General features: G+C 45.2%; 25 protein-coding genes. 9 read left to right on the top strand and 16 right to left on the bottom strand.

The features are described 5' to 3' along the window. Window positions 1-24: 24 nt before the first annotated feature. From LZG74_RS05580 to rplU, 6 genes are all read right to left on the bottom strand, one after another. Window positions 25-1,086: a LacI family DNA-binding transcriptional regulator gene (locus LZG74_RS05580; RefSeq protein ID WP_233795604.1), complete on the bottom strand. Its 1,062-nt coding sequence runs from the start codon at window positions 1,084-1,086 to the stop codon at window positions 25-27. Between the two features lie 492 nt (window positions 1,087-1,578). Further along, the gene (locus tag LZG74_RS05585) at window positions 1,579-2,574 is read right to left on the bottom strand and encodes a ferredoxin--NADP reductase (protein WP_233795605.1); all 996 of its coding nucleotides are present in this window, start codon (window positions 2,572-2,574) and stop codon (window positions 1,579-1,581) included. A gap of 31 nt (window positions 2,575-2,605) precedes the next feature. Next, the gene (locus LZG74_RS05590; protein WP_233795606.1) at window positions 2,606-3,697 is read right to left on the bottom strand and encodes a hypothetical protein; all 1,092 of its coding nucleotides are present in this window, start codon (window positions 3,695-3,697) and stop codon (window positions 2,606-2,608) included. Between the two features lie 80 nt (window positions 3,698-3,777). Next, complete coding sequence (locus LZG74_RS05595) at window positions 3,778-4,374, bottom strand: NifU family protein (protein ID WP_026632319.1); 597 nt, start codon at window positions 4,372-4,374, stop codon at window positions 3,778-3,780. A 156-nt stretch (window positions 4,375-4,530) separates the two neighbouring features. After that, window positions 4,531-4,824, bottom strand: a complete 294-nt coding sequence (rpmA, locus tag LZG74_RS05600) for a 50S ribosomal protein L27 (RefSeq protein WP_233795607.1) — start codon at window positions 4,822-4,824, stop codon at window positions 4,531-4,533. Window positions 4,825-4,866: 42 nt separating this feature from the next. Beyond that, complete coding sequence (gene rplU, locus LZG74_RS05605) at window positions 4,867-5,178, bottom strand: 50S ribosomal protein L21 (RefSeq protein WP_026632321.1); 312 nt, start codon at window positions 5,176-5,178, stop codon at window positions 4,867-4,869. Window positions 5,179-5,446: 268 nt separating this feature from the next. On the opposite strand from rplU, the gene LZG74_RS05610 reads away from it, so the two are divergent. From LZG74_RS05610 to LZG74_RS05630, 5 genes are all read left to right on the top strand, one after another. Then, complete coding sequence (locus LZG74_RS05610; protein ID WP_233795608.1) at window positions 5,447-6,091, top strand: thioredoxin family protein; 645 nt, start codon at window positions 5,447-5,449, stop codon at window positions 6,089-6,091. A 19-nt stretch (window positions 6,092-6,110) separates the two neighbouring features. Then, on the top strand, window positions 6,111-7,019 hold the full coding sequence (locus LZG74_RS05615; protein WP_233795609.1) for an SMP-30/gluconolactonase/LRE family protein: 909 nt from the start codon (window positions 6,111-6,113) through the stop codon (window positions 7,017-7,019). 107 nt (window positions 7,020-7,126) lie between these two features. After that, the gene (locus LZG74_RS05620; RefSeq protein ID WP_233795610.1) at window positions 7,127-7,501 is read left to right on the top strand and encodes a diacylglycerol kinase family protein; all 375 of its coding nucleotides are present in this window, start codon (window positions 7,127-7,129) and stop codon (window positions 7,499-7,501) included. 24 nt (window positions 7,502-7,525) lie between these two features. After that, entirely contained in the window at window positions 7,526-8,641 is a 1,116-nt protein-coding gene (locus tag LZG74_RS26380; RefSeq protein ID WP_310589282.1) for a hypothetical protein, read from the top strand. 38 nt (window positions 8,642-8,679) lie between these two features. After that, window positions 8,680-8,976 (top strand): transcriptional regulator, encoded by a 297-nt coding sequence (locus LZG74_RS05630; RefSeq protein ID WP_233795611.1) that lies wholly within the window; start codon window positions 8,680-8,682, stop codon window positions 8,974-8,976. Between the two features lie 151 nt (window positions 8,977-9,127). Here the strand turns inward: LZG74_RS05630 and LZG74_RS05635 are convergent, their stop codons facing one another. Then, window positions 9,128-9,628, bottom strand: coding sequence for a DUF2911 domain-containing protein (locus LZG74_RS05635; RefSeq protein ID WP_233795612.1), 501 nt, complete (start codon window positions 9,626-9,628; stop codon window positions 9,128-9,130). Window positions 9,629-9,808: 180 nt separating this feature from the next. Here LZG74_RS05635 and recG point away from each other — a divergent pair, with 180 nt between their 5' ends. After that, entirely contained in the window at window positions 9,809-11,929 is a 2,121-nt protein-coding gene (recG, locus tag LZG74_RS05640) for an ATP-dependent DNA helicase RecG (RefSeq protein ID WP_233795613.1), read from the top strand. Between the two features lie 4 nt (window positions 11,930-11,933). Here the strand turns inward: recG and LZG74_RS05645 are convergent, their stop codons facing one another. The 9 genes from LZG74_RS05645 to LZG74_RS05685 form a co-directional block, all read right to left on the bottom strand. Further along, a complete protein-coding gene (locus LZG74_RS05645; RefSeq protein WP_233795614.1) occupies window positions 11,934-13,280 on the bottom strand; it encodes an FGGY-family carbohydrate kinase in 1,347 nt (448 codons plus the stop codon). 131 nt (window positions 13,281-13,411) lie between these two features. Next, entirely contained in the window at window positions 13,412-14,107 is a 696-nt protein-coding gene (locus tag LZG74_RS05650) for a GDSL-type esterase/lipase family protein (RefSeq protein ID WP_233795615.1), read from the bottom strand. Between the two features lie 89 nt (window positions 14,108-14,196). Continuing rightward, entirely contained in the window at window positions 14,197-14,877 is a 681-nt protein-coding gene (locus tag LZG74_RS05655) for a porin family protein (protein WP_233795616.1), read from the bottom strand. 8 nt (window positions 14,878-14,885) lie between these two features. Next, entirely contained in the window at window positions 14,886-15,539 is a 654-nt protein-coding gene (locus tag LZG74_RS05660; RefSeq protein ID WP_233795617.1) for an outer membrane beta-barrel protein, read from the bottom strand. 158 nt (window positions 15,540-15,697) lie between these two features. Further along, window positions 15,698-17,008: a TolC family protein gene (locus tag LZG74_RS05665; RefSeq protein WP_233795618.1), complete on the bottom strand. Its 1,311-nt coding sequence runs from the start codon at window positions 17,006-17,008 to the stop codon at window positions 15,698-15,700. Between the two features lie 15 nt (window positions 17,009-17,023). Continuing rightward, complete coding sequence (locus tag LZG74_RS05670; RefSeq protein WP_233795619.1) at window positions 17,024-17,686, bottom strand: ABC transporter ATP-binding protein; 663 nt, start codon at window positions 17,684-17,686, stop codon at window positions 17,024-17,026. A gap of 232 nt (window positions 17,687-17,918) precedes the next feature. Then, window positions 17,919-20,303, bottom strand: coding sequence for an ABC transporter permease (locus LZG74_RS05675; RefSeq protein WP_233795620.1), 2,385 nt, complete (start codon window positions 20,301-20,303; stop codon window positions 17,919-17,921). Window positions 20,304-20,309: 6 nt separating this feature from the next. Beyond that, window positions 20,310-21,194, bottom strand: a complete 885-nt coding sequence (locus LZG74_RS05680; protein WP_233795621.1) for a winged helix-turn-helix domain-containing protein — start codon at window positions 21,192-21,194, stop codon at window positions 20,310-20,312. Between the two features lie 85 nt (window positions 21,195-21,279). Continuing rightward, entirely contained in the window at window positions 21,280-21,741 is a 462-nt protein-coding gene (locus LZG74_RS05685; protein ID WP_233795622.1) for a hypothetical protein, read from the bottom strand. Window positions 21,742-21,884: 143 nt separating this feature from the next. Between LZG74_RS05685 and LZG74_RS05690 the strand changes: the two genes are divergently transcribed. The 3 genes from LZG74_RS05690 to LZG74_RS05700 are packed head-to-tail and all read left to right on the top strand — an operon-like array spanning window position 21,885 to window position 23,755. After that, the gene (locus tag LZG74_RS05690; RefSeq protein WP_233795623.1) at window positions 21,885-23,129 is read left to right on the top strand and encodes an MFS transporter; all 1,245 of its coding nucleotides are present in this window, start codon (window positions 21,885-21,887) and stop codon (window positions 23,127-23,129) included. A 54-nt stretch (window positions 23,130-23,183) separates the two neighbouring features. Continuing rightward, complete coding sequence (locus LZG74_RS05695; RefSeq protein ID WP_233795624.1) at window positions 23,184-23,414, top strand: DUF433 domain-containing protein; 231 nt, start codon at window positions 23,184-23,186, stop codon at window positions 23,412-23,414. Then, window positions 23,411-23,755 (top strand): DUF5615 family PIN-like protein, encoded by a 345-nt coding sequence (locus LZG74_RS05700; RefSeq protein ID WP_233795625.1) that lies wholly within the window; start codon window positions 23,411-23,413, stop codon window positions 23,753-23,755. Before LZG74_RS05695 ends, LZG74_RS05700 begins: the two co-directional genes overlap by 4 nt. The last annotated feature ends 9 nt before the right edge of the window (window positions 23,756-23,764 follow it).

Here is a 23,764-nt window from a genome sequence, read left to right on the forward strand (position 1 = left end):
AAAACCCTGTTGATCCGAGAAACCTTATTGCGGATCCAGGTAATAATCCAGGTTTTCCTTGGTGATAATGTCCAGCGGCAGGAATTTGATAGGCTGAATGTCCTTTTTAAACACAAGGAAGTTGGCCAGCTGATGAATTCCCCAGTAACCTTGTCCAAGCGGATTTTGGTTGATCAGAAAGTTAATGATCTCTTTTTCCAGGAAGTTGAGGTTCGGCTTTAACAAGTCATAACCCACCAGTTTAATGTGTTTTAAAGCCTTTCTTTCCAGGTAGGAGGCCACTTCGAATGCTTTGGAATTGGTGACATAAACGGCCTTCAGTTCCGGTTCATCTGTCAGGATCGCATCCAGCTGGTCATCGAGCGTTTCTCCATCCGGGAAATTGATCTCCTTGCTGATCACCTTGTAAGCAGCGTCGTCACTGGCCTTAAAATAATCGCGGAAGCCAGCTTCTTTTGTAATCAAATGGGCAGAGTTCGAAATGTCTTCATTCACGTGCGCCACCAAAACGGTCCCAGGCGACTGCAAGCCGAAACTCAGGATTTTTGCCGCCAGCGAGCCACTTCTGTACGAGTCCTGCCCAATGTAGCAAAGCGGGTTTACATGCTCAATCTGCGTGTTGAAAAGCACATAAGGAATATTAAGATTCGCCCATTCTTCGAAAAAAGGCAATGCTTCTTTGTAAAAAACCGGTGCGATCAAAAGTCCGTCGGGATGCTCTTTGGAAACTTCCTTAGCCTTTGCGATAAATGACTGTTCCTCATGCGAATTGAAAATGAACAGGGTAATGTATACGCCATATTGACGTAATTCTTTTTCCGCCTTTTCAAGCCCGATTTTCGGTGCTTCCCAGTACGAATCCGCATCTGGGTCGGGGATAAGGACGGCCAAATTGTAAGTCTTCTGGGATTTTAGTGATTGTGCTATGAAATTTGGCTCATAGTTAAGCTCTTTGATAATGCTCAAAATACGCTCACGCACATCATCGGCAACCCGGCCTCGGTTGTGCAATACACGGTCTACGGTTCCTTTTGACGTTTGGGCCTTTTCTGCTATGTCTTTTATTCTGACGATTCTCTTTTTCACTTTCTTGGGGTGTCTGTATCCATCACTTTCGGTTGCCAGGACGAATATCAAATTTTTATTTGAAGGATAAATAGTTTAGAACAAACTAATGTATCTGGCACAATACTTTTCAAATTTTATTTATAATAAATTTGAGATTGTCCTGAATAGAGTTTAGTTTTACGCAGTGCAAATGCATTTACGTCTGCGCTTTCGGGTACGATCCCGAGAACACATTTTGCGTGTGTGCTCGAACACTTTTTCGATTTTTAATTGGATTAACCATTTTTACAATTAATTTTGTCAGGAAGATCTCAAATAAAATAATATTCTACGTTCCTCGTCCTTAACACTTGAAAGAACCTAACCTTTAACCTTTTCCAGAATTACCCATTTTCTGCTAATCCTAAATCCATAATAAAGCGTACGAAATCACATTCGTACGCTTTTTGCTTGAAATGGTTTAGATAATGTCAATTGAAACATCTGCGGAATCCACATAAGCTGAGCAGGTTAGGACCCATCTTCCTCCAAATCACGGTCTGTGAGCACTTCGTTCACACTCATATGCAGCTTTCCGGACCTGCATATCCCGGCACATGTCGAACATCTTCCGCCTTTGCAGCTGTAAGGCAGCTTAATATTTGCCGCCAGGGCCGCATCCAGTACGGTGGTGTGGGCAGGAACAAAAAGATCATGTGTCTCACTCCGAAAATTAAGCTTAATTACGTGCGGGTAGGAGACAGGCGGGGGCGGTGGTGCAGCAGGAATTATGAAATTCTCCTTCCTGATCTGTAAGGACGAAAAGCCCATGAAATGCAATGTTATTTCCACCGAACGCATCAGCTCATAAGGGCCGCAAATGAAGAAACGTGCGTTCCTGGGCTGGAAACGCAACGATTTGTTGACCAGCTGTTCCAGCCTGGTGTTGTTAATTCGCCCGCGCAGCCCATTCCAGTCGTCCAGCGGCTGACTGTGAATGTGGACGACATTCAGCCGTTCCGGAAATTGCTCCTGCCATTGCCGGATCTGGTCATGAAACAGCGCATGCCGCACGTTCCTGCTGGCATATAGCAATGTAATGTTGCTTTCCTTTTCCTGCACCAGGGCTTGTTTTAAAATGGAAAAAAGTGGTGTGATGCCACTTCCAGCTGCTATAAGCACAATGTCGCGCGGCGATCCGAAGGACTCTTCCAATACAAACCTGCCCGAAGCCGGCAATACATTAAGCTGGTCGCCCACTTTTACCGTATTAATCCAGAAGCGCGATACTTCACCATTGGGAACGCGCTTCACAGTTATGGCCGGGTCTTCATCCACATCAGGCGCAGAACTCATGGAATACGAACGCCTGGTTTCGTGCCCGTGCATGGGAATCAGGAATGTAAGGAACTGACCGGCTTTGTAGGTGAATGGCTGCTTGTTCGTTCTTTCAAAAACGAATGTCTTTGCGTCGGTTGCTTCCTGGATAATGTGTTTTACCTGCAAAGAAATCGTGGCTTCGGACATTGCGTTATTCGTCGTTTATGGGAATGAAAGTTTAACGCATATTTTGTGCGGTGTTGTTCCAAAGTGTCTCATATTCTGCGAGAAGTGTCCAGCAATGGGCCTCGCAGATCCAATGCATATGAAATAACGGATTGATAGCGAGCTTGTAAAGGACTGGGTGCTCATAAGCGGTAAGGAGGCCGGCTATAAAGAAAAAGAAGCCGTTAAAATCGGTTTTGGTGAAATTTTCAATGCCAATGTGCTCGGTTTTTACACCAAGCCGGATGAGCGAAGAAGAGATAATCACCTTATCCATCGGATGATTGGTGGTTTTTAAAATGCGCTGTGCATCGGTAATAAATTTGCTCTTAACCGGCTGCAACGCAGGCGGATCGAAAGTTGCTATCAGTCGCGCGACGTGGTAAATAATCAGCGGCGTCCGCGGATACTGATGCGCGCAGCGGAACGGCATAGTAATGTATCGATCGGTTTCTATAACCGAGCGGATGTAATGCAAGCTATCTTCATCATGCTCATTCAGAGGCAGATCGTATTGGAGAATGCAATACATTAAATTACTGAGGACGCAAACGTCGAATTCCACATACATGTTTTTGCCAAACCATGTGGAGTAGGCTTTTAGGCTTTTATATTCTTCAAATGTATTGCGAACGCTTAACTTCGTTCCGTTGGCGTGCAGTTTGAGCTTCTCTTTCAGCCAGGCTAGTTCATTAGCTGTAGGGCTGGTTGTGAGGTAAATGAATGCTGTATCATCCACATCGTCAGGAATACGGAAATGTTCAAAACGATGAAAAATGTGGCCATTCGGAAAGTGTCGTGACGGCCTGGTTTTCCAGAAGTTGTAAGTTTTAAGTCCGTCCTTGTTCTGGAAATCCGGGTAATTTTTGATTACATTCTTACAGATCCGTTCGATGATTTTTTGCAGTTCCGGGTCGGCATATTTCGCAATGGATTGTAATGTGAAGCAAGAAATCGCGGAAAAGAAGATGGTAGTATCCGGCCGGTGGTAACCGATCAGTTTATTCTCCCTGTGCGCGGGAAATATCCCGTCAGGAAAATAACGGGTACCATTGGATTGCAGACTTTCAATTTGATCCAAAAATTTTTGCAGCGATTGCTTCATACGCCGAAACTAGTGAAACAGTACAAAAAAAGAAACCCTGCCAGTGAATGACAGGGTTTCTGTATATGGGTTTCATGTTCTTAAACGCCTTCGGCAACCACTTCCTTCACATCCGGAACCATACGCGTAAGCAGGTTTTCAATGCCCGCTTTCAATGTCAGGGTAGAAGAAGGGCAGCCGCTGCAGGATCCTTGTAACAACACCTTCACAACACCCGAATCCTCATTAAACGAATGGAAATTAATAGCGCCGCCGTCCGATTCCACAGCCGGACGAACATATTGATCCAATGCTGCTTTGATTTTCTGCACTGTGTCAGAATCCCTTTCATCGACGATCAATGTATTTTTATCAATTGTCTGTTGTTCGAAAACGGGATGGTTTTCTTCGAAATATATCTTGATAAACTGCTTTGTATCACGCAGAACTTCTTCCCATGCTATGGCATCGTCCTTGGTGATCGTGACAAAATTGCTGGCGATAAAAACCCTTTTTACATGCGGAAACTGAAAGAGATCAGACGCTAGTGGTGAAGCTTTTCCTTCTTCCAGAGCGGCTTCCAATGATGGATAGTCAAACGAAAGTCCATCGGGCACCAGCTCAAAGTTGAGCACAAACTTCATCGAGTTAGGGTTCGGACTTAATTCTGTATATACAAAAACCGGGCGTGTTAGCATTGTCTTGGTAAGTATGTTTTAAACGGGTAAATGACTTTGTGTAGGTTAAACAAGCAAATCGGGGTTTTGGTTTGATGCCTTCCTTTAAACATAAAAAAACCCAAAGGACTGAATATCCTTCGGGTTCTTTCATTGTCAAATCTTGACCTTTGCTGACTATGCTTCTGCTGTAACAGGAGCCTCAGTTGCTGCAACTGCAAGCGGTTCAATGTGAACGTATGACTTGTTCTGACGCGTCTTACGGAAAACTACATTGCCTTCAACCAATGCAAATAAAGTATGGTCACGGCCGATGCCTACATTGTTACCAGGATTGTGCTTGGTTCCACGCTGACGAACCAGGATATTTCCTGCTTTGGCAACCTGGCCACCGAATAATTTTACTCCCAGACGCTTGCTTTCCGATTCACGTCCGTTTCTCGAGCTACCTACACCTTTCTTATGTGCCATGATATCTTAACTATTAATTATAATTTCTTTATTTAAAACTGATTAAGCTACGATCTCGTCAATGCTGATCTTCGTCAGATACTGACGGTGACCATTCTTAACTTTGTAACCTTTACGTCTTTTCTTTTTGAAGACGATCACTTTTTCACCTTTAAGGTGTTCAAGAACAGTTGCCTTAACAGAAGCGCCTGCAACTGTTGGAAGACCTACCTGTACTGTGCCTGCGGTGTCAACCAGAAGGACTTTGTCAAACACAAGAGCAGCGTTCACGTCACCTTCAAGCCTATGCGTGAAGATTTCGAGACCCTTTTCAACCTTAAATTGCTGACCTGCGATTTCTACGATTGCGTACATGTTAATAAATTATGTAAAACTGATTTCTAAAATGAGGTGCAAAGATAGACACTTGCGTACAGAATTACAATGCATTAACGCAAATGTTACCTGATTTCCCTGCAAATATTTCGGTGCGTATAGTTAAAGTTTGACAAACCGTTACCTTTATATGATTACCAGCCTTCATGGCGTTGAATCGTTGAATTAACAAAACTTAACAATCCGATCTGTTACTTTATTCCATATTTTGTGTCTTAATGATAGCATGCGTATAAAAAACAGGAAAATGAAAATTTGGTTATGGGTTGCAATGTTTTTAGGTGTGGGATTTGCGTCCGATGCAAATGCATCTGAGGAAAAAATCGCACTCATTGAAGTGAAACAATCCGCTGGATATCAGGTAGGCGACGCCGCAGCAAGCTTCCGATTGAAAAATACGGACGGTAACATGGTTTCGCTGAATGATTTCATTAATGCAAAAGGCGTCATTGTGATCTTTACAAGCAACCATTGCCCTTTTGCCAAAGCTTATGAAGACCGGATTATTGCATTGAACAATAAGTTTGCCGCACAGGGCTTTCCTGTCATCGCCATTAACCCGAGCGATCCCGGAACGCATCAGGATGATACATTTGAGAAAATGAAAGAGCGTGCAGCCTCGAAAGGATATGGTTATCCTTACCTGGTGGATGAATCGCAGCAGGTTGCCAAAGCGTTTGGTGCAGGGCGCACGCCGCAGGTTTATATTTTACAAAAAAACGGCTCCAAATTCACGGTTCGTTACATTGGTATGATCGACGATAATCCGCAAGACCCTGCCGGGGTTACCAAGTTATATGCAGATGAAGCCGTTAGCAATCTTTTGACCGGAAAACCCGTCGTTACGACTATTACCAAGCCGGTTGGTTGCGCGATCAAATGGAAAAATTAGTGCCTTGAAATTCTTGATCATGAATAAATTTTTGCTCCTCCTTATTTCCTGCACCGTTTTTGCTCAGGTTTCTTTTGCACAAACGAAAAGCAAAAAATTCTCCAACGAAGGTGAATTCACAAGCAACTGTGAAGGCCCCGCGGTTGACAGTGAAGGAAACGTATATGCAGTGAATTTCGCCCGTGACGGAACAGTAGCAATCATGAACCGGAAAGGCAATGCGAGCTTTTTCGTAACACTTCCCAAGGGCAGCACGGGTAACGGCATCCGGTTTGCGGATAAGAACACTTTTTTCGTAGCAGATTTTACAGGGCATAATGTGCTGAAAGTAAACCTGCTCACAAAGGACATTTCGGTCTTTGCCAATGAACCGAAAATGAACCAGCCCAATGACCTTGCTATCACCGCAAAAGGTCACATTTTCTGCTCTGACCCGAACTGGAAAGAGGGAACGGGCCAGATCTGGCACGTTTCACCCGAAGGCAAAACGCGGTTGGTAGCCGAAAATATGGGGACTACCAACGGAATAGACGTCAGCCCGGATGAAAAGAAGTTGTATGTGAACGAAAGCGTGCAAAGGAATGTGTGGGTTTTCGACCTGGCACCAGATGGTTCTTTATCCAACAAAAAGCTCCTTCACAAATTTGAAGACGGCGGAATGGATGGCATGCGCTGCGATGTCGAGGGCAATCTTTACATTGCAAGGCATGGAAAAGGCGAAGTTGCCGTGCTATCTCCCGAAGGCAAAGTAATCCAGACCATTACCACCATTGGCAAAAAGGTTTCCAACATTTGCTTCGGCGGTAAAAATGGCAAAACCTGCTACATTACCCTGCAAGACCGCGGCTGCCTGGAAACTTTCAAAGCTCCCACAGCCGGAAGAGAATGGGCGATGATGAAGGCTTTCGAGGAGGTTAATAAGAAATAATCGAGCTTATTTTTGCGAAAGGGAAGGCACAAAACACGCATTGACGTTTTCGTTCGTGCTGATGTTGTTGTACTTTGCGTTCCATATTTTCGCAGAAATCAAACAAAATGAACGGACCCATAGATTTTCTTAAAGCCGCACGCAGTTTTCGCTTCGCGGGTGTGGGGATTTACAATCTATTTCGCTACGAGAACAATGCACGCATCCATTTAATGGCCTGCATACTGGTTTTAGTGGCCGGTGTGTTTTTCGATATTTCGTCCGTCGAATGGACCATTATTATCATTCAAATCGCGCTGGTGCTGGCTGCTGAGGCGTTTAACACGTCTATTGAAAAACTGGCAGACCTCGTTATGCCGGATTATCATCCTGTTATTAAGGTTGTAAAAGACACGGCTGCTGCGGCCGTCCTGCTTCTGGCTATCTCCGCGGTGCTGGTCGGCCTGATTATTTTTGTCCCCAAATTTTTGCTCCTTTTTTGATTTAACGCTTTTACAATCTGTTCTATGAATACGAACGAGGACTCTCTGCACACCCTGAATGAGATCCGCAGCCTGATGGAGCGGTCATCAAAGTTCTTGTCGCTAAGCGGGTTGAGCGGTGTGTTTATTGGTGTTTTTGCGCTGATCGGAGCCGGGGTAGCCTATGCGAAATTCAAAACCGATTGGCTCGTTGCCGTCGCGTCACCGGCTGCACCTTACGGCGATAACAGCCAGCAAGATGTTGCCCGCTTTTTGATTGCCGATGGCATTTGTGTCCTGATCCTGTCGCTAGCTGCCGGCGTTATTTTGACTGTACGTAAAGGCAGAAAAAGAGGGTTAACGGTCTGGAATGGCAGTTCTAAAAGATTGTTGATCGGCATGCTTGTGCCACTTTTAACAGGTGGGATCTTTTGCCTGGCCATGCTGCTTTACCATCGCATGTTATGGATCGTATTTCCGGCAACATTGATTTTTTACGGCATTGCACTGGTTAATGCGAGCAAATTCACTTACCCGGAGCTCTTTTACATGGGCATCTGCGAAATCGCTCTCGGCAGCCTTACGCTTTTCATGACCAACTATTCCCTGCTTTTTTGGGCGCTGGGATTTGGCGTACTGCACATTATTTATGGCCTTACCATGTACAACCGGTACGAAAGGGAAAAGTTAAGCAGCAACAAAACGGTTGCCAAAGGCCTCATCTGCGTGGCGTTATTGTTGTTTTCTTTTGTCAGCAACGGCCAGTCTGTTTCCGACAGCGCCGTGGTAATGGCTAAAAAATGGTATGATAAGGAGACCATTTATCTGCAAAGCGGAAATAGTTTTGTGAAAAACAATGTATTATACAGAGGTCAAAGGGCGCTGAATCAGGAGTTTATCATCTCACAAGGCGGGCTTCAACTTTACAAAAGCTCCCGCCGGACAAGAAACATTGCTTATGTTTTATCCCTGGCGGGCGTCATAGGGTCGGTGAACTCGCTCGTTTCGGGAAATAGAAATAATGTGAAAACTTTTTTTTGGATATCATTAGGCACCGGATTTGTTTCGACGCTGCTGACAACGCGTGCAAACAATCAGCGTGACCAGGCCGTTTGGCTTCGAAACCGGGATGCAATGCTGTTTATGGAGCTTAACAGATAAAATTTGTCGCCAAGAATGGGGCCTTAGGCCCGTAACAAATGGAGTGGTTAGAGAAGTTTAATAAAGTTTTTGAGAGTAAAATTAGGCTTGGGCTGATGTCTGTGCTTGTGGTGAATGATTCGCTCAGTTTCAATGAATTAAAAGAACTTTTGCAGCTAACCGACGGCAATCTCGCCTCACATTTGAAGGCATTGGAAGAAACAAAATATATTGAATTCCAGAAGCAGTTCCTAGGCAGAAAGCCCCTGACAACCTATAAAGCCACAGACGCTGGGCAAAAAGCATTTACGGAGCATCTCCAAGTGCTGGAAAATATGATCAAGGCGAACTTGTAAGATTAGCTGTCAGCCTAATAAGCTTTTCAACTAATACAAGCTTGTCAGCCTGAGCGGAGTCGAAGGCGCGTTACCCAGGAGTAGCGCGCCTTCGTCTCCGCTCAGGCTGACAGGTAAGCTCCGGCTGACAAGCAAGTTAAAGCTTCGCCAATTAAAACTTCAAAGGAACAGAAAACCCTGACTTATCCCATTGAAAATCAAGCGAGGTTGCGCTTACTTTGAAGGTAAGTTTTTCTTCTGATGTAGGATATGTTTTGCTTGGTACAGTCACTTTCAAAACATCTTTGTCTTTATTTTTTTCGTAGTCGTAAGCACCAGACTGGCCCAGAACGCTGTTAAGGATAACAGACCATTCTTTTTCTCCCGGAATGGTGAACAAGCTGTAAGTGCCTGCTTTTACAGCTTTGCCAGCAAACATGCCGTCTTTTTTGAAAGTGATTTCAGTTGAAGCATTTGCGCCGGTTCTCCATACTTTTCCATATTTTTCCAAACTTTCACTTCCCTCTTTTCCAAAAAGGACCCTTCCTTTTTTCGAAGGCTGGCCGTAAGCAATGCTGACATTAGGGCCGTCGGTTGTCACTCTCGGACTTTGTGCAGCTGCCCATGTCAATGAAACTAATGTCAGGAAAAGCGTTAAAAATGTGGTTTTCATAAATGATTAAAATTGATTTTAGGTGGATAAAAATTAATAATCCAACGAAATACGCCATTCAAAAGTTGTGAACCAAACCACGTAGTGCAAAAACTGTTGGGAAACGGGCACATTAACTTTGATTAACATATCCGAAAGTTCGGATCTTTGTTTTTTATGAATTCGCCCTATATTTGAATAATGACTTCTGATGCAAACCAAACAGTAAGAACACGCTTCTTTGATACAAAAATCGAGTTTTTGAAAGGTGTAGGTCCGCAAAAAGCGGCTCTCCTGAATCAGGAACTTGGCATTTTTACGTTTGGTGACCTCATCCAACATTATCCTTTCCGACATGAGGACAGAACCGTTTTTCATCAGATCAAAAACCTGAATGATCAGCTTCCGGCTGCGCAGATTAAGGGCAGGCTCCGCGAGTGGACCCTCACCGGCGAAGGAAACAAAAAGCGGCTCGTGGCATACTTTACGGACGGCACGGGAATACTGGAACTCGTTTGGTTTCAAAGCATTGCCTGGTACGAAAAAAATCTTCGCCCGAATACGGAATATATTGTTTTTGGAAAACCCGTTGCATTTGGCGGCAGATGGAGCATCACCCATCCGGAGCTCGACCTGATCACGCCGGAAAACGAAAATGGCGGTTTCTGGCAGCCCATTTATCCGCTTACCGAAAAGCTTCGAAGGAAATTCGTCGACAGCCGGACGATAAGCCGGATGATGAAATCGCTGCTGGAAGTTTCCAGGTCGCACATCCGTGAAACGCTTCCCGAAACGCTCGTTCAGAAATACAGATTGGTCTCGAAGGCTGATGCACTTTGGAACTTTCACCTGCCGCAAAATGCACAGTGGCTGCATCAGGCTCAGAGGAGATTGAAATTTGAGGAGCTTTTTTACAATCAATTTCGGTTGATCAAAAACAAGCTGCTGCACAAAACGGAATATCCCGGGATGATTTTCGGTCATACCAACCTGGTAAAGCAGTTTTACGAGAATCATTTGCCTTTTACATTAACCAATGCACAGATCCGGGTTCTCTCAGAAATTCATGAAGACCTGAAAACCGGCAGACAAATGAACCGCCTTTTGCAAGGCGATGTGGGTTCCGGTAAGACCATTGTCGCATTCATTTCAATGCTTTTCGCGCTGGATAATGATGCTCAGGCGTGCTTAATGGCCCCGACGGAAATCCTGGCAGATCAACATTATCAGGGTTTAAAGAAATTCGCTGATGCGCTGGGGGTCAACATTTGCAAGCTTACCGGCTCAACCAAAAAGAAGGAAAGGGAGCTTATCCACAGGCAATTGCTGGACGGCTCGATGCACATTATCGTAGGCACGCACGCCCTTATAGAAGACATTGTGCAATTCAAGAACCTGGGATTGTGCATTATCGACGAGCAGCACCGTTTCGGGGTGGCACAGCGTGCGAAGTTATGGGCTAAGAACAGCCGCATTAACCCGCATATGCTTGTTATGACCGCAACGCCCATTCCCCGGACATTGGCAATGACACTATACGGTGATCTTGATATTTCAGCCATTAATGAGCTCCCGGCGGGCAGGAAACCGATCAAGACCGTTCACCGCTATGATGCGCACCGGTTATCTGTTTTTGGTTTTCTGAAAGATGAAATTGCAAAAGGAAGGCAGATCTATATGGTTTACCCATTAATTGAAGAATCCGAAAAAATGGATTTGAAAGATCTTATGGATGGTTATGAAAGCGTTTCGAGAGCATTTCCCGACGTGCCGCTCAGCATTCTGCACGGGAAGATGAAGTCCGCAGATAAGGATTATGAAATGGCGCGGTTTGTGCGTGGGGAAACAAAGATCATGGTCGCGACGACGGTGATTGAGGTTGGCGTTAATGTGCCCAATGCATCCGTAATGGTCATCGAGAATGCGGAAAGATTTGGTTTATCTCAATTGCACCAGTTGCGCGGCAGGGTAGGAAGGGGCGCCGAACAGTCCTATTGCATTCTGATCACCGATTATAAAATCAGCAAGGAAACCAAGCTGCGCATTGAAACAATGTGCAGGACAAATGATGGCTTTGAAATTGCGGAAGTGGATCTTCAATTACGCGGACCGGGGGACTTGTCCGGGACGCAGCAGAGCGGGCTTCTGGATCTTTTGGTTGCCAACCTGGCCCAGGACGGGGAAATTTTGAAAGCAGCGAGAATATCCGCAGAGGAAATCCTGAATGCAGATCCTGACCTGCTCCAACCTGTAAACCAACCCATTCGCGCGCATATTGAGCATATGGGTAAGGAGGCGACCAATTGGAGCAGGATCAGTTAGTAAGTCATTGTGCTTCTATCTCGTAAATTTCTTTTGAAAAATCGAATGTTTGCGGCCTTGTCACGTGCAATGCAGCGCCCAGGGACGTTGCATAAGGAAGGTCCGTCGCGTAAACGGTGTGATTCGGGTAATTACGCGCGATGAGCTTCGTGAAAATCTCATTTCTTGCAAAACCCCCGTCAATATAGATCGCCTGTACATCATTGATCCCGATCAGATCGAGTGATTTGAACAGCAATTCTGTAAGTCCTTTGATCAAATGATGATAGGCGCTTTCAGCTGAAGCAAATGCGCTGATCTGCCAGTCCTGTGGGCTAGGCTCAGGCGAAGGTCCGTTTCCGACCATGCAAGCAGTATAAAAAGGCGGCGTATCTTGTTTCAAGATTGCTTCATCAAAGGCAACCGTTTTGTAAAAATCCGGCTCTACACGGAAATATTCGGCAATGCGCGCAACCTGATAATCATGCTCCCTGCCCAAGAACAAGCGTGAAGCCGTCACTCCGCTGCCCTCAGGCGTCAGATAGTTCATGCAATCACGTTCGAGCTGATAGGAAGTCATCGGCTTGGAAGCGAAGGAATTGAAATTAATACACCAGGTTCCGGTTGACAGCAATACAAATGGCTTCTTAACAGCCATGCGATAAGGAATCAGCGCAGAAGAACTATCATGCAAGCCAAATCCCGACTGAATGCCCTTGTCATTATGTCTGTATATAAATGAAGAGGACGCCAAAACAGGTGCGAGCTTTTTGTGAATTCCTTCTTCTTTCACCCACTCGTGGTAATCCCACATTTCAAAACTCCAGAGTGCTGTATGACAACCTAATGAAGTGTAATCGCTCACTTTACGGCCTGTGAGCAGATAAAGAATGTATTGTGGTAAATGTAATGTTGAAGCGATCTGCTTGTAAATGTCGGGGTAAGTGTATTTGAGCCAGTAAAGCTGCATGCCCGAATTTAACATGCCCATCGCCGGAGAACCCGTTTGCAGAGAAAGGCGCGTCGGGTCGCCGTATTTGCTGTAAAATTGCTTTAAAAGATCCTCAGGAAAAGGCTTTAAATAGGAATATAATGGCGTAAGCGGCTTATTGGAAGCATCCAGATGCACCAGACTGGCACCATATGCGGCCACGTTTACTGCCTTGATGTCATATCTCGGATCTTCGAGTAAAGCTGTCCAGCGATCCTGCACCCACTTGGTTAGCAGTTCAATATCCTCGGTCGGGAACCCGTCTTCGTCCGTTGTCTCCGGAAGTGACTCTGAAAATTCATCTATAATCTGATACTTTTCATCAAAAAGTACATACTTCTTATTGGTCCTGCCAATGTCAAAAACCGCTGTTACTTTCATTATTTGAATGCGATATCACTTTTTTACCCGGAAATGTATTTTTCGGTTAATATAGTGACTTTACGTTAAAACCAATACCCTTACTGTTCTTTTAAAATCTTTGGATTTAGCCGCCAGGCCAGACATTTTCGCTACAATGCCTTTTCCAGAATCGGCTTGAAAACCTTAGTCCAACGGCGGTAACCCTCATCATTCATGTGCAGGCTGTCGCCGACAAATATGCTCCCGTCCGGCCGGCCGTTTTTTAACATTACTGGCCAGACATCTATATAATGGTGTTTTTTGTCTTTCTTAATGTAGTCCTGTATCAGCTGATTGGCCTTGATCACATCGTCTTTTTTAGCCCACCTGGACGGAGAAGGTTTTAGTGAAACAAAATATAGCTGCACATCAGGCAGTTTGCCGCGTACGAGTTTTACAAACGTAACGTATTCGTCCCGGACCTGTTCAGGCGTCTTGGGTTTTTTGCCGAACATATCGTTCTCGCAATAGGTCACAATTGTTTTGGGATTGTATTTCAACACGTTGCGGGGCGCGTAATAAATTACCTCGGGGAATGTTGATCCGCCGAAACCGCGGTTGATAATCGGCAGCGGTGCAAGGTCTTCGGCTGCATTCTGCCACTTGGTAAATGACGAGCTTCCGGTAAAAACGATCCCACCGGGCGCGGGCATTTTTATGGCATCCTTCTTCTCATATGCTTCAATCGACGCCTCAGATCTTTTTACGTCGTAATCGGGCTGCCACGGTTCTGCTAAATTAGCAGTGTTGGGCTTGTGACAAGCGCTCAGCCAAACGAGAATGAGAAACAGGGTATATTTTTTCATTAATATAAAAAATGTGGATATACCAGAGAAGGCATATCCACAGTGTTTTTAATGTAAAAAGTCTTAAAAATTAGAAATCGGGCAGCTTTTTAATGAGCTAAAAAATAACGCAACCCCAATCCGACGCTCGGGAAAGTGAAGGACGGCGACAGGTTATAAGTGAATTGATTTGATGTAGAGCTCGTATTGGATCCGATAAAATCATTGTTGATCTTGGTGTAGCCCAACGAAAACGGAGTGGCAAATCCAAGACTTGCATCCAGCCACCATCTTTCCGACAACCTGTAATATACACCAGCACCCACGCCTAATGCGAGCGTTGTCTCATGGGTTTTTTTATCATTGACATCGTTCTGTTCGTCAATCCGTTCTTTTCTGTAATTGTAGTTGGCGCTCACGTTCGGGCCGGCATAGATGCCGATTTTTTCGTTGAAATGCTTATAAAACTGCCAGAACCGTCCCATACCAATTCCATATTGGTTGATCTCGCTATGGGACTCATTTTGACCGTTGACGTAGCGTAAGGTCTTGGCTCCGCCGAAATAACCGGTCAGGTTCCAGCCGGCTGCTTTGTTCTGCGTAGTGAATTTTCCGACGCCAATGTTGACATTTCCGCCGTAGTTATTCGTGGCTTCGGTCAAATCGGGATTGTTATTCGTGAAATTCACTCCTATGCCGCCCGACAGGAACCGCTTTCCTTCAAGCTGGGCCATTGCTGCCGTTGCGAGGCAAGTTTGCAGTAACAATATGATTAATATTTGTTTTTTCATGGCGTCGGTTAGTTAGATTTTTGGATATACCATGCAGCGCGTAACGTAAAATACTGCTGAATTTCAGACCTTAACCCCGTTCCAAAATTGATGTTGTTGCTATCGTTGAAGTTCACGTACGAAAGGTTAAGATTGAAAACGCTCACGTCCGACTCAATCCAGAAACGCGGCGTCAACCGATACGCAACACCGGGTACAATGTTGATTCCCGCACCATAGCCATTTTTAATCCTGGATTCTTCCTCACCGGCATTTTTGGTTCTCACATAACTCAGGCTTACTCCCGAATGAACATATAGCAACCATTTTGGGCTCAATGGTTTGTATTTTCCGAGATAAGGAGTCAGATTCACGGCCAGTCCGTCGTATTTATATTTGCTTTCGGTTCCGGAGAAATCGTTTTTAGTTCTCGACATGCTGATAGACGGACTCAGGTCAATGCCAAACATGGTATTCTCTTTGAAAACCCACCCGGTCCTCAGGGACGGATAAATGTTTGCGAGTTTTGCATCTGCTTTGTAAGCATTGGATTTCTGGGTGGTGGCTTCTCCGTTGGAAGTAATTGTGGTGCCCCAATATCGGGTGCCTTTCGGAAGTTGCGCCCGGACCTCGGCAACCAGGCATAAAATCCCGAGGGACGAGAAGAGGATAAGTTTTCTCATAGCTGATGTTTAGTTAGTTGAAGCAAGATAATAATGTTTATGTAACCAATTAGTTATTTAACTTAATTTAAGCAAATAGTACAAAAAAGAGGCAGTGAGAATGTCACTGCCTCTTAAAGATTACCGATACCAAATTTAACCTAACATTCTTTTATATCTTAAAATACGCCCGTCCAGTTGCCCTGACGATAGTATTGCAATAATCTCTGCTGCATGACATAATCATATTTTGCCTGGATGGCATTGGCCTGTGCTTTGGCAAGATTGGCCTTGGCAAGTGAATACTCAAAGATGTTTGCAATCCCTGCATTCAGCTTACTTTCTACCACTGCAAAGCTGGCGGTCAAGGACTCCACCTGTCCGGTTGCGGCTGCATATTTATCGGCCATGGCATTGAGATTGAGCACGGCAAGTTCAATGGCTTGTCTGAGTTGCTGGTTGGTCACATCCAATGTGTTCTGGGCCAGGCGCTCCTGTACTTTTGCATACTCAACACGCGGACGCGTTACCCAGCGACCCATGATCGGGATGTTCAGGCTCACGCCAATGGAGCCGTTGCGAGTCGCGTTCAATTGTTTGAAATAATCAAGATTAGCATTGGTGGAAGCATAAAAAGCCCGCATATTGCCGCCCAGGCTTAACGATGGGTAGTTGTCGGCCTTGATGCTTTTAACCTGATATGCAAAGCTTTGGCGATATAACTCCGCACTCCGGAGCTCCGGAAAGGTCTTTTGCGCATCTTCATAAATGGCAGTTGCGTTATCGGCCTGGGGAATGGTTTCTTTTGGGGTTAATGCCTCGAACTGGACTTTATCATCAGGACTAATGTTGATCCGCTGAAACAATGCGAGACGGGCTGTGCGGTAGTTGTTAAGCGCCGTTACCTGGGCAAATTTGTCATTGGCAAGCTGCGCTTTAATTTCAAATAAGAGGTTGGATCCAATAATTCCGGCATCTACTTGCTTGCTTACCCGGTCAACTTGCTGAGCTGATGATTCAACTTGCTGGTTAGCAGCGTCCAGTAATGCATTGGTTGCTAAAACATTCACATAACCCTGCATTAAAAGAACAGTTTGCGCATTGAAAACGGCGGTGCGGTTCTCTACTGCCGATTCTTTAAGCAATGTTCCCTGGCGGATTTGATTTTGTAATTTAAAACCTTGAAAAATGGGAATGCTAACACCAGTTCCAATCGCATTATACCCATAAACCTGGTCTATATACGTATTGGTATATTGGTCAATGCTGCGACCGATATTCAAGCTCTGATCCGCCGTGATTGAAATTTGAGGCAGGATCTGCGACCGCGTTTGGCGCAATTGAGCCTGAGCAGCTTCCGCTTGAAGGCTTCCTTGTTTGTAGGTAAGGTTGTTTTTGATCAACAGGTCCACACATTCAGCAAGGCTGAGCGTAGATTGCGCTTTCCCGAAAACCGGTAAAAGGCATAAAAGTAAAATTAAATGTTTCATGGCTAATAGATAATGCTAGGCTAACCACCCATCTTTTAAGCGTACAATCCGATTTCCATAACCGGCATTGACTTCCGAGTGGGTTACCTGAACGATGGTAACTTTATCTTCCTGGTTAAGTTTTTGAAATAATTCCATAATCTCGATTGATTGCTCAGAATGCAGGTTCCCGGTTGGTTCGTCTGCAAAAATCACTTTCGGGTTATGCACAATAGCCCGGGCAACGCCTACCAATTGCTGCTGTCCACCGGAAAGCTGGTGGGGGAAAAGGTCTTTTTTAGCAACCATATTGAAGCGGTCGAGCAATTCTGCAACCCTGCTTTTACGCTCCGATCCTGGCGTTCCTTTGTACAGTAATGGTGTTTCAATGTTCTCATAAACAGTCAGTTCGTCGATGAGGTGATAAGCCTGGAATACAAATCCAATGTGGTGGCGGTGCAGTTCAGTTCGCTTTTTCTCAGACAGTTTCTGAACGGGTTCGTCCAGGAAAAGATATTCGCCCTCGGATGGTTCTTCGAGTAACCCTAAAATATGCAGTAATGTCGATTTTCCGGAACCGGAAGGTCCCATGATCGATACAAACTCGCCTTCTTTAATGTGTAAATCAATGTGGCGCAACACATACGTTTTGCCAAAACCTGCCGGGTAATATTTGGATATCTTTTCTAACTTAATCATAAAAAATGTTGGGTTTGAGATTTTTGGTATAATTACAGACAAGCACATTTAAAAACAAATGCATATACCTCCGTCTCTTATGCCAGTCCTATTAAAAAAAGGCTTGCCAAAAGGTTAACTCATTGATAGTAAGAAGTTTAATTTTTGATTATAAAGCCGAACCGTCCGAATTCGTACAAATGTGTACGGTATCGGACGTGACCAACGGCGCATTTCCAAAGACCTTAAAAGTTTACTCTGCGCGTAAAGAGCAAACCGGATTTTTGAGCGCCGAGATGAACGCCTGGGACGAAACTGTAAGCAGCGTAAGCACAAATGAAACACCTCCAACAGCCGCAAACATCCACCAGGAAATGTGGATTCGGTAGGCAAAATCGCTTAGCCAAATGTTCAGTAAATAGGCGCTGACGGGACAGGCGAGGAGGATGGCAATGATGACAATCCGCAAGAAATCGCCGGAAAAAAGCAGGGCTATATGTGAAGCCTTTGCACCTAGAACGACTCGGATCGCTGTTTCTTTCGTCCGCCTGGCGGTTGCTAAATGGGTGAGCCCAAACAGTCCAATGCAGCATATAGCCATAGAAATGGCGGTTGCATAACCGATGATTTGCTGCCACCGTGTTTCCGTTTCGTATTCCAGCGCATTTTGCTGATCCAAAAACTGGTAGTTGAAAACCGCGCCCGGTAATACTTTCTGGAATGTTCGTTCCAGTAAGGCCAATGCTTCTGTCTGTCGCACTGTTTCCACCTTGACCCAGAGCGCGTCACCGCCGGAATGGCCACTCATGGGCATTACCATGGGCTGAATGCGTTGTTTCAATGATCCGTAATGAAAGTCTTTGACAACACCTACGATAGTCAGCTTTTCAGCAGCATTGGTTTCGGACGTGATCTGCATGCCGACGGCATCTTTGAAGCCCGAGGCTTTCACAAATGATTCATTCACCAGAACGCCAAATGCACTATCGGAGCGGAACTGATCCGAGAAATTCCTGCCCTTTGCAATCCTGATCTGCATGAGATCAACGTATTTTTCGTCGATTGTGCGGACATAGCTGAGCAGTTTGCGATCATTCACCTGTATGTCGCGAAAGCCGAATTCGCCAGCGAGCGATGTGCTTTTTATCAAAATGTTTTCTTTTAAGTAAAATCGAAAACTGCGGGTGATCTTCTGCACGTCCCGCACGCCCGAGATGCCGATTTTGATAACCTGATTCGGATTATAGCCCAGATTTTTGGTTTGGATAAACTGCATTTGCCGGTAAAAAACCACCGTGGCAATGCCCAGCGCGACAGCAATCGCAAATTGAAACACGAGTAAGCCGCGTCCCCAGACATTATTGGAAGATAATTTCTGACGGTTATTCAGCACAACCAGAGGATTGAAATTGGCAAGCAGATAAGCAGGATAAAGTCTTGATAAAAGAATGTTAATGGTCAAAATCCCAAGCAGGGAGAGCATTAAGGATGCTTTCCAAAGTGCAGATAACAGGATCTGTTTACCTGCCAATTGATTAAAAAGAGGTAAAAGGCCAATGGTAATGCCCATTGCCAAAATGAAGGCCAGAACATTAATGATAGACGATTCACCCAAAAATTGAAGGATTATAGCCGTCCTGCTGCTGCCCGTCGCCTTTCTGATGCCGACTTCCTTAGCCCTTCGCATGGCATTGGCAATGCTGATATTGATGAAATTAATGCTGGCCATCAACATGATAAACGCGGCAAGACTCAGAAAAACCAGTGAATAAATGGGCTTGCTACCATTGACAATGCCTGCTTCCCGGCTTTGATCCGAGATTTCCTGCGGGTTCAGGTGTATGTCGGTAATTCGTTGCAAGCCGTACGCCACGGTTTTGTCTCTTTTAGCATTCAGCTCATGGATACGGTTGAATTTTCCGATCACTTCGTCCGGATTTGCCTGCGGATGAAGCACGATAAATGTTCCCAGATAAGCATTCAGCCAGCTTTTGTCATCAAATGAAACTTGCAGAAACTGAAAAGGCGAAACGATATCAAACTGGATCGAAGAATTGGCAGGCGGGTTTTCGACCATCGCCGAGATCACCAGCGGTTTGCCTATGCGGATCGCAGACGGGTCGGCATCCATTTGCAGCATTTGGCCAACAACATCCGTTCGGTTGAAGAACTTGCGCGCGGTTTTTTCAGAAATCACCACAGCATTAACAGTTTTGAGGGCCGTGCTTTTATTTCCCTGCAAAAATTTGAATGAGAAGACTTCAAAAAAAGAGCTGTCTGCAAACAACTGACGTAGTTTCAGTGCTTTGTCGCCAGCGCGTACGTCGCTGTAAATGTCGCCGCCCATAATGCGTGCATAATGCTGTATTTCAGGGATCTGCGCCTTAAATATCGGGCCTTGCACCTGGCCGGTGCCACCTGTTTTGATGGCGTTATCCTTTTCTGCATATGTAGTTGTGATGCGGTAAAGGTTTGGATTGTGTTTGTGAAACTGGTCGAAACCGTGTTCGTCGGCAAGGTAAATCACAGCTAAAAGCACACAAGCCGTGCCGATCGCCAGGCCTGTGACATTAATAAGGGCGTACAATTTCGTCTGCCACAGATGACGGCAGGCAATTTTCAGGAAAGTTTTGAACATGGAATTCTAAGAAAAGACCTCCATTTTGTATCCAACACCGTGGACGGCGGTAATCTTCACAGCCGGATCGCTAGCGAGCATTTTGCGGAGCCGGGAAACGAACACATCTACGCTGCGGCCCACAATTACGCCTTCATCTTCCCAGACGGATTTGAGAATAAAGTCGCGATCCAGAACCTGGTTCGGGTTTTTGGCAAACAATGCGAGCAGTTTCGCTTCGCGGAATGTAAGCTGGTGCGTGGCATCGCCGGAAATCAATGTTTGATTACTAATGTCAAAAAGCGAGGCGCCGAGGCGTGTCCGGGTATCAATAGTCATGTTGGCGGCGGGTGAAATGGGCCTCAAATCCTTTTTGTGCCTGGTTTTGTTCCAAACCATGAAACCCAGACCGGCCAGCGCGCTTCCAAACGGCAGCAGCCACCAGTTTCCGCTTGCGGTTTTAGTCTCATTGTTTTCAGGAATGAAGCTGACTTTCAGTTGGTAACAGCCTTTTTCCAGCCTTCTGCCACCGCAGGCAACGCCGTCTTTTTGGTTAAGTTCAAGGAAATTATAGCCGAGCTGGACTTCTCCGTCCGCACAATTCAGCACCATTACATTATAGCCGCGACTAACGTTTTGCATTTCAAGCGACTGTTTCAGTAGTGCCGGAAGTTCCTCATAATCAAACAAATGCTCCATCCGGATTGAGAATGTGTTCGGATCAGTTTGCTTTACGGGCGGGATGGTTGACAGTGAATCGCCGTTCTTTAGTAACAGCAAATGCGCCGTGCGCCGAAGGGCCAGATTGGCTTTTTCAGCAAACCGGAATTGCTCATTATTTGCGAAAACCCCATTTCCCGAAAAGCATAATCCAATGAACAGCACCAGGAAAGCAATTTTCCTGAAATCCATGCAATTCTGAAACAGAGCAAGTCGGAACGGTTGCATTGAAAGGGAATTAAAGAGGATAAACAAATTTAACATAATCCATCACGAATCAGCAGCCATCGCCTTTTTTGTAAAAACCAAACCATTTGAATTGCGGTGTCAACTGACCGCTGCGCACGGTGATCACGCGCCGATCGATCTGAGCCTCTTTATCGACGGGATCAATGATCAGCTGATCGCCGGCTTGTGCGGGTTTCAGAACTTCATAAATGTCACCTTCCAGAACCGCATTATTGTGCGCATATGCATCATTATTGATGATCTTTCCGCCTCTTTTCAGGTAAATGATGAACGGCACTTTGGTAACCCGGCTGGATTGGGGATCAAACTTTACAAGCGACAATTTACCTGAACTTGCGGCAGCCAATTGCGCAGGACTTGCGGAGCGACCATTCAGCAGAACCGGGTTCCAGTAAAAACTATCCACCGTTTCCTTAGGCAACGCAACAGAGGGCGGAAGCGAAAACATGACGGTCAGCGCCGCGACGATTTTCCAGAGATTGTTTTTCATAACATTTGACTTAAAAGGTTGGCTGTTTTTTGATTAAACCAAATGTAGGGCAACCTGAAAGAGACGCCGTAAAAGGCCTGTAAAACATTGTAAACGAAATGTAAAAGATTCGTGTTACCCAAAATGAACACCTAATTAACGAATTGAAAACAGTTTCTTCCCAAGATCCCTACGCAGCGCTCCGGTATTCCGACTTCCGGTTTTTTATATCCAATTCATTTCTCTTTTCCGCGTCCATTCTTATCCAGGAGGTCATTGTCGCGTATGAACTTTACAAGCTTACCCATGATCCGCTGGCGCTTGGATTGATCGGGCTCGCGCAGGTAATCCCTTTTGTGATAACTTCCATTTTCGGGGGTTATGTAGCCGATCAAAAGAACAAGATCACGATCATGCACATTAGTCTGGTGGTGATTCTGCTGGGTTCTGTGATCCTTTACATGGCCTTTCAACCATTTATTTATGACAGGCTTTCGGAGACGCAGCATTTGATCGTCATATATGCTGTTTTTGCCTTAATAGGTTTTGCAAAAGGCTTTTACTCACCAGCCTCCAGTTCACTGAAACCGTTTTTGGTGCCCAGGGTGATCTATCACAATTCATCCACCTGGAGCAGCTCATTTTCACAGGCTGGATCTATTACAGGTCCGGCCATAGCCGGTTTTCTTTACGCTTACATGGGCCTTACGAACACATTACTGATTGTGATCGGCAACTTCGTAGTGTGCTGGATCTTGTTGGGGATGATTAAAACACGCCCCGAATTTCCTAAGATTGTTACGCCTATTATAGAGAGTCTGAAAGAAGGTTTCCGGTTTGTTTTCCGCACCAGGATTGTGTTATATGCGATTTCGCTGGATCTTTTTTCGGTGCTTTTCGGCGGTGTGGTGGCTATTTTGCCTGTCTTTGCAGAGGATATTTTGAAAGTCGGGCCGCAAGGGTTAGGATTGCTCAGGGCGGCTCCTTCCATTGGCTCGCTGCTCACAATGTTTGCCATGGCTTACTATCCGCCTACGCACAATGCCTGGCGAAATATGCTCATTGCCGTGGCCGGTTTTGGGGTTTGTACCATTATTTTTTCGTTATCGACCAATTTTATGTTATCCTGCGCCGCCCTGTTCGCCACCGGTGTCTTCGACAGTGTAAGTGTAATCGTCCGACAAACAATCCTGCTCATTTACCCTCCCGACGAAATGCGCGGACGCGTAGCTGCAGTAAACGGCATATTCGTAAGTTCCTCCAACGAACTCGGCGCATTCGAATCGGGAGTTATGGCCAAAGCATTCGGCACAGTCCCATCCGTCATGGCCGGCGGCATCCTCACCATCATCGTCGTCAGCTACATTTATATGCGGTCCAAGGATCTGTTCTCGGTGCGGTTGAGTTAGGGCGCTGTCTAATGGAAAGATTTGCTATTTTTGTTTAACATATAAAATCCTGTTATGTATATCTATAAGAACATTATCAGCATAGATGAAGGCAAAAGAAGTGGAAAGCCTTGCATCCGTGAAATGCGGATTACAGTAGAGGATATTTTGCTCTGGCTCGCTTCTGGAATGTCATTCGAAGATATTATTGCTGACTTTCCGGAGTTGACAAAGGAGGATATTATGGTTGCATTAGAATTCTCCGCGAACCAGCAGAAGAAAATCTTTTACGATGTTGCTGCATGAAGTTATTAGTAGATCAGAACATTTCGCATCGATTACTGCCTCTTATTTCAGAAGGTTATAGTGAGGTTCAGCATGTGAAAAGTTTGAATCTGATTAATGCAGATGATCATAAAATTTTCATGTTTGCCCGTGAAAATAACTATGATGCAGTTCTTACCATTGATGACGATTTTGTCCGCCTTCTTCATCTTTTTTCCATTCCTCCCAAAGTAATCTGGATAAGAACCGGAAACTCTTCAACCTCCGCACTAGCTGAGACATTACTGTCAAAAACTCAATCCATTCATGAGTTTGTAGAAAGTGATGAATATGTTCTTTATGAGGTTTTTAAATCTGTTTAGTAATTATAT

The organism is Dyadobacter sp. CY327 (assembly GCF_021390415.1).
Lineage (GTDB): Bacteria > Bacteroidota > Bacteroidia > Cytophagales > Spirosomataceae > Dyadobacter > Dyadobacter chenhuakuii.